Source organism: Bacteroidota bacterium (assembly GCA_039714315.1).
Classification (GTDB): domain Bacteria; phylum Bacteroidota; class Bacteroidia; order Flavobacteriales; family JADGDT01; genus JADGDT01.
Genome location: JBDLJM010000157.1, coordinates 1 through 6,553 on the forward strand (window position 1 = coordinate 1; position 6,553 = coordinate 6,553).

Genomic DNA, 6,553 nt, shown 5'->3' on the forward strand with positions numbered 1-6,553 from the left:
GTGAGGGATAGAGCCGGCATCCTTTTTACGGTCGCTGATAGTGGTACCTGTTCTTCGACAAGCTAAGGAACCAAGCGTAGCGGAAGGGGAGTTGAAGTGTTAGTAAAAAGATACAGGCGAAAGCCCGACCTTTTGCTCATGAGAAGATTTACGATGTTAAACAGAGGGTAGAAAAGAGCAAAAGGGCACGCCCAAAGTATTATTTTAAAAACTGAAAATTGACTTTTCAAATTGATTACATTTTCTAACTTTGATGATTCTGTTAGATATAATAATTACTTAAGAGATATATGATTCTAAGAGCTGATAATATTGTTAAGATGTACAAGAGCCGAAAGGTGGTAAAAGGTGTATCTATTCATGTAGAACAGGGTGAAATAGTTGGATTACTTGGACCTAATGGCGCAGGAAAAACCACCTCTTTTTATATGATAGTTGGTCTTATTCAACCAAATGACGGTGAAATTTATCTGGATGATATGAATATTACCAATGATCCAATGTATAAAAGAGCACAAAAGGGAATTGGTTATTTGGCGCAGGAGGCTTCTGTTTTTAGAAAATTAAGTATCGAAGATAATATAATGGGGGTTCTTGAGATGACAAAATTGTCGAAAAAAGAACGCCATATGAAAATGGAGGCTTTGATCGAAGAGTTTGGATTACAGCATATCAGAAAAAACAGAGGAGATTTGCTTTCGGGAGGAGAACGACGTAGAACCGAAATAGCACGTGCTTTGGCTACCGATCCTAAGTTTATTTTGCTGGATGAGCCGTTTGCAGGGGTAGACCCTATTGCGGTTGAAGATATTCAGAAGATTGTGGCTACTTTGAAAGAGAAAAATATCGGGATATTAATTACTGATCACAACGTACAGGAAACTCTGGAAATTACAGACAGAACGTATTTGTTGTTCGAAGGTAGTATACTTAAAGCGGGAACACCGCCGGAACTTGCTGCCGACCCAATGGTGCGAAAGGTTTATCTCGGTGAAAAATTCGAATTGAGAAAAAAATATTAATAATGATAGTAGAAGCAGGAATGGTGAATTTATTGAAAACATTATTGATACTGGCTCTGGTGTATTATGGATTTAAATTTCTGGCAAAACTTTTTGCTCCGCAAATTCAAAAATATGCGGCAAAGAAAATGCAGGAAAAGTTTAATCAACATTATCAGGGAGGTGTTCATCAGGAAGAAAAAAGAGAGCCTGAGGGGAAAACTACTGTAGTAAATAAACCAAAAAAAGATAAAGATATAAATACCGATGATGCCGGTGAATATATCGATTACGAAGAGGTAGATTAACAAGTTTAAACCGACGAAGGAGGTTCAGCGAGCACCGTGTCTCGGCTTAGCCGATGAACTTTTGGAAATAAAAGTGCCAGCGAGCTAAAGTCTAAAGTCTAAAGTCTAAAGTTCAAAGTTTTAGTCTTTAATAAAAGATAATTATATATAATATTAAGTAAAGGCGATGGCGCATCGTCTCAACAAGCAATAAGTATGAATATAAAAAACTTAAAACAATACTTGCCTCACATTTTTGTAGTGGGGCTTTTTGTGTTAATATCGATAATTTATTTCAACCCAATATTAAGTGGGAAAAAATTGTATCAGGGAGATATTTCTAATTTTAAGGGAATGTCGAAAGAAATACAGGATTTTAGAGAACAGTATGGAGAGGAACCTTATTGGACAAACTCTATGTTCGGAGGTATGCCTGCCTATCAAATTTCGGTACTTTATAACTACGACATAGTAAAGAAACTTGATAATGCAATTCGTTTTCTTCCTCATCCTGCAGGTTATCTCTTTCTTTATTTTATAAGTTTTTATTTCATGATGGTGTTGCTGGGGAACGATTGGCGTATATCCTTGCTCGGGGCATTAGCATTCGGACTATCGACCTATTTTCTGATAATACTCGAAGCCGGGCATAATGCAAAGGCGCATGCAATTGCATATTTTCCGATGATAACAGCAGGAATTATATTGTCCTTAAGGGGAAAATGGTTGTTGGGGGGAATAATCACAGCATTATTTATGGCATTGGAAATTAATGCTAATCATTTCCAGATGACTTATTATCTAGGTTTACTAATACTGATATTGGGAGCTTTCTATTTTTACGATGCTGTAAAGGAAAAAACATTATTGGATTTCTCTAAAAATATAGCAGTATTAATAGTTGCTGTTGTTTTGGCTTTTGGATCAAATGCAACAAAACTTCTTACGACTTATGAATACACAAAATATTCAACCCGTGGTCCTTCAGAATTAACCCTGGATAATGATAAGTTAGAAAAAACAGACGGGCTGGATAAAGAATATGTTACCCAGTGGAGTTACGGTATATTGGAATCAGTGAATTTGATGATTCCGAATTTTATGGGTGGTGCATCGGGCGAAGCTTTGCCCGAAGATTCAAACCTGGCAAATGCCCTTAGAGGAAAAGTTCCTGATGGTCAGATAAGGCAAATAGTGAAACAGGCACCTACCTATTGGGGAGATCAGCCTTTTGTATCGGGGCCTGCGTATATTGGTGCAATTGTGGTTTTCCTGTTTGTACTTGGGTTGTTTATTGTAGAGGGTAAAATGAAATGGTGGTTATTGTCGGGAACAATCATGAGTTTGGCATTATCGTGGGGTAAAAATTTTATGCCGCTTACTGATTTGATGCTGGATTATTTTCCGATGTACGATAAGTTTAGAGCAGTTGCCTCAATTCAGGTAATAGCAGAGTTTACAATGCCGTTTTTAGCTGTTTTGGCTTTAAAAGAATGGTTCTTTGGAGAGAATGATATACAGAAAAATCAAAAAGCATTACTGTATAGTTTTGCTGCAACAGGAGGTTTAGCATTGTTGTTCATCCTGTTTGGTTCGGCGATGTTTGATTTTACCGGAGCAGCAGACGGGCAATATGCCCAAATGGGATTACTGGATGCCCTTATTGATGACAGAGCTTCGATGATGCAAAGCGATAGCTTACGAAGTCTTGCTTTTATGGCGGTTTCGGCATTATTGCTTTATTTATCAATGAATAAGAAATTGTCGGTGAATATAGCTCTTGGTCTGTTAGGATTCTTTATTGTTATGGATTTAGGAGGTGTAGATAAGCGCTACCTTAATAATGAAAGCTTTGTAAGTAAACGCAAAGTTGATAATCCATTTCCGATGACAAGTGCTGATAAGGAAATATTGAAGGATAAGTCGATTTACAGAGTTTATAATGCTTCTGTAAATGCAATGAGTAATTCTTCCACATCTTTTTATCATCAGTCTGTTGGAGGGTATCACGGAGCAAAGCTGAAGAGATATCAGGAACTTTGGGAAAATCAGGTGGTAAATAACAATGAGCAGGTATTGAATATGCTGAATACAAAATACATTATATTCAATAGCCAAAACGGATTGCAGGTTTCGCAAAACCCGGGAGCCAATGGCAATGCCTGGTTTGTTGACAGCTATAAACTGGTAGAAAATGCAGATGAAGAAATGCAGGCTTTAACAAGTTTGAATACAAGGTCTGAAGCCGTAATAGATAAGAAGTTTGAGGCTAATTTATCAACTGCAGAAATTGTTTTGGATAATTCGGCATCCATAGAATTAGTTACATACAAAGCCAATGAACTAAAGTATGTTTCGAACAATAACAATGATGGTTTGGCTGTTTTTTCCGAAATTTACTATCCAAAAGGATGGAAAGCTACAATTGATGGCGAAGATGTAGAGATATCAAGATCAAACTATGTTTTACGTTCGTTGTGGATTCCAAAAGGAAAACACGAGATAGCATTCAGGTTTGAACCGGAAGTTATAGCAACAGGAGATAAAATTATGCTGGGAAGTAATATTTTACTTTTTGGTTTGGTATTGCTTGGATTGTTTTTAGGTATTAAGAATAAGAAATAATAATAGTTTGAAGTCGCAAATGCTGTGAGCAACTATTAAAAGTAAAAGTACCAGCGAGTAAAACATCTAATTGTCTGAAAATAAGAATATTGATGTTCCTCCGTTTTGGTCGGAAATCTTTAGATTCAGCATAGTTAATGACGATAATAGTAATTGTGACACAGTCTGTAAGGGTAAACATTGAACATTGAACTTTAGGAAGTAGTGAAAAAAGTACTTATCATAACATATTATTGGCCACCGGCGGGAGGACCGGGAGTACAGCGATGGTTGAAGTTTGTAAAATACCTGCGTGATTTTGGCTGGGAACCTGTTGTTTATACCGTTGATAATCCAAAGTATCCAATAATTGATAATAGTCTGGAGAAAGATATACCTGAGGGCATTGAGGTTATAAAAAAATCTATTATTGAACCTTATACTTTTGCAAGTTTTATCACAGGACAAAAGGATATAGACAAAATTAAAGGTGGTTTTATAAGTTCGGAAGAAAAACAAAGTTTAATGAAAAAGCTCACTACCTGGGTGAGAGGTAATTTTTTCATTCCCGATGCCCGAAAGTTTTGGATAGAGCCTTCGGTTAAGTTTCTTAAAAATTATTTAAGTCAAAACAATGTAGATGTTGTAATTACTACCGGGCCTCCTCATAGTTTACATTTAATCGGTTTAAAATTAAAACGTCTGCTCGATGTAAAATGGATTGCTGATTTTAGAGATCCGTGGACGAATATTGATTACTATTCCAAGTTGAAATTAACCAACTGGGCCGACCTTAAACATCATCGTCTCGAAAAAGATGTAATAGAAGAATCAGATAAGGTTTTAGTTGTTGGCAAAACGATGAAAGATGAATTTTATATGCTTGGAGGCGATAAAATTCACGTAATACCTAATGGTTTTGATGTAGAAACTGCTAAAAAAGAGTCTGTTGATCTCGATGAGAAATTTTCAATTTCGCATATAGGTTCAATGAATGCCGACAGAAATCCCGAAATGCTTTGGGAAGCATTATCGGAATGTATTAATGAACAACCTGAGATAGCTAAGCATTTGCAGATTAAACTTGCCGGAATGGTTAGTAGAGAGGTATTTGATACTTTGGAGTTTTATGAGCTTTCTAAATATGTTTATCACGAAAAATATCTTAATCACGATGATGTAATAACCTTTCAAAAAAGTTCTCAGTTACTCTTATTGGTACTAAACAACACTGCAAACGCTAAAGGGATAGTTACAGGTAAGTTCTTTGAATACCTTAATGCAAAGCGACCAATATTAACAATAGGTCCGGAGGATGGAGATTTAGCTGAGATTCTTAAAGGAACCGAGAGTGGTGAAATAGTGGATTACGGGAAAAAGGATAAAATGAAGGAATTGATAATGAAATATTATTCTGATTTTATTAATGAAGAGTTATTTGTCAATTCAAAAAATATAGAACAATATTCACGAAAGAATATCACTGCTAAGTTGGCCGGGATAATGAATTCGTTATAAACTTTTAGCCTTTAGCCTTTAGCCTTTAGCTACTGGCCAAAAGCCAAAAGCCAAAAGCTAAAAAAGAATGAAAATACTCACGGTATTAGGTGCACGTCCACAGTTTGTTAAAGCTGCGGTTTTAAGCAGGGTAATATTATCATCCGACGAAATTGAAGAAGTGATTGTTCATACCGGGCAGCATTACGACAAAAATATGTCGGATTTGTTTTTTGAGGAAATGGAAATTCCAAAACCAAAGTACAATCTGAACATTAATGGTTTGGGTCATGGAGCCATGACCGGACAGATGCTTGAAAAAATTGAAGAAGTAATAACAAAAGAGAAACCTGATGTTTTAGTTGTTTACGGTGATACAAACTCAACTATTGCGGGAGCTCTGGCGGCAAAAAAGCTTGGAGTAAAGGTTGTTCATATAGAGGCAGGTTTGCGTTCTTTTAATATGGCAATGCCCGAAGAAGTAAACAGGATTTTAACTGACAGAATTTCTGATTTGTTACTTTGCCCTACTAAAACTGCTGTTGGAAACTTAGAAAAAGAAGGCTATACAAATATCGATACTAAGATTGTTCGTAGCGGTGATATAATGAAAGATGCGGTTGAGTTTTACAGTAAAAAATCTAAAGAAAAATCAACTGTTATCAAAAGCCATAATCTCGAACATGGAAAATTTGTATTGGCAACTATTCACCGTCAGGAAAATACAGATGATTTAGCGAGACTGAAATCAATTCTATCAGCATTTGATAAAATAGTAGATGAAGGAATCAGAATAATTTTACCTCTGCATCCTCGTACGAAATCAATAATAGAAGAGAACAAAATTTCTACAAAGGCCGAAATTATAGATCCTGTAGGTTATTTCGATATGCTGGAGCTGTTGAAAAACTGCAGCCTGGTAGTAACAGATAGTGGTGGACTGCAAAAAGAGGCTTTTTTCAATAAAAAACACTGTGTGATAGTTCGCGATGAAACTGAGTGGGTGGAACTTGTAGAAAACGGATTTGCACAAATTGCCGGAGCTACAGAGAAAGGAATTATTTCTGCATTTGAAGTGCTTTCGGCCAAAGAATCAGATTTTGACATGGATTTGTACGGAAAAGGTAGTGTTGGAGAAGTGATTTGTGGTGAAATTTTAAAGTT

General features: G+C 36.2%; 5 protein-coding genes. All 5 read left to right on the top strand.

Annotated elements, in window-relative coordinates; all coding sequences use genetic code 11:
* The first annotated feature begins 290 nt into the window (after positions 1-290).
* Positions 291-1,022: an LPS export ABC transporter ATP-binding protein gene (lptB, locus tag ABFR62_12325; protein ID MEN8139209.1), complete on the top strand. Its 732-nt coding sequence runs from the start codon at positions 291-293 to the stop codon at positions 1,020-1,022.
* A 2-nt stretch (positions 1,023-1,024) separates the two neighbouring features.
* Entirely contained in the window at positions 1,025-1,309 is a 285-nt protein-coding gene (locus ABFR62_12330; GenBank protein MEN8139210.1) for a DUF4834 family protein, read from the top strand.
* Between the two features lie 195 nt (positions 1,310-1,504).
* Positions 1,505-3,913: a YfhO family protein gene (locus ABFR62_12335; protein MEN8139211.1), complete on the top strand. Its 2,409-nt coding sequence runs from the start codon at positions 1,505-1,507 to the stop codon at positions 3,911-3,913.
* A 204-nt stretch (positions 3,914-4,117) separates the two neighbouring features.
* The gene (locus ABFR62_12340; protein MEN8139212.1) at positions 4,118-5,410 is read left to right on the top strand and encodes a glycosyltransferase family 4 protein; all 1,293 of its coding nucleotides are present in this window, start codon (positions 4,118-4,120) and stop codon (positions 5,408-5,410) included.
* A gap of 67 nt (positions 5,411-5,477) precedes the next feature.
* The coding region (wecB, locus tag ABFR62_12345) for a UDP-N-acetylglucosamine 2-epimerase (non-hydrolyzing) (protein ID MEN8139213.1) at positions 5,478-6,553 on the top strand (1,076 nt) is incomplete at its 3' end.

Excerpts from the sequence above, each read along its gene's own strand:
- ABFR62_12330 (MEN8139210.1), top strand. The coding sequence starts at position 1,025 with ATGATAGTAGAAGCAGGAATGGTGAATTTATTGAAAACATTATTGATA.
- lptB (MEN8139209.1), top strand. The coding sequence starts at position 291 with ATGATTCTAAGAGCTGATAATATTGTTAAGATGTACAAGAGCCGAAAG.
- ABFR62_12335 (MEN8139211.1), top strand. The coding sequence starts at position 1,505 with ATGAATATAAAAAACTTAAAACAATACTTGCCTCACATTTTTGTAGTG.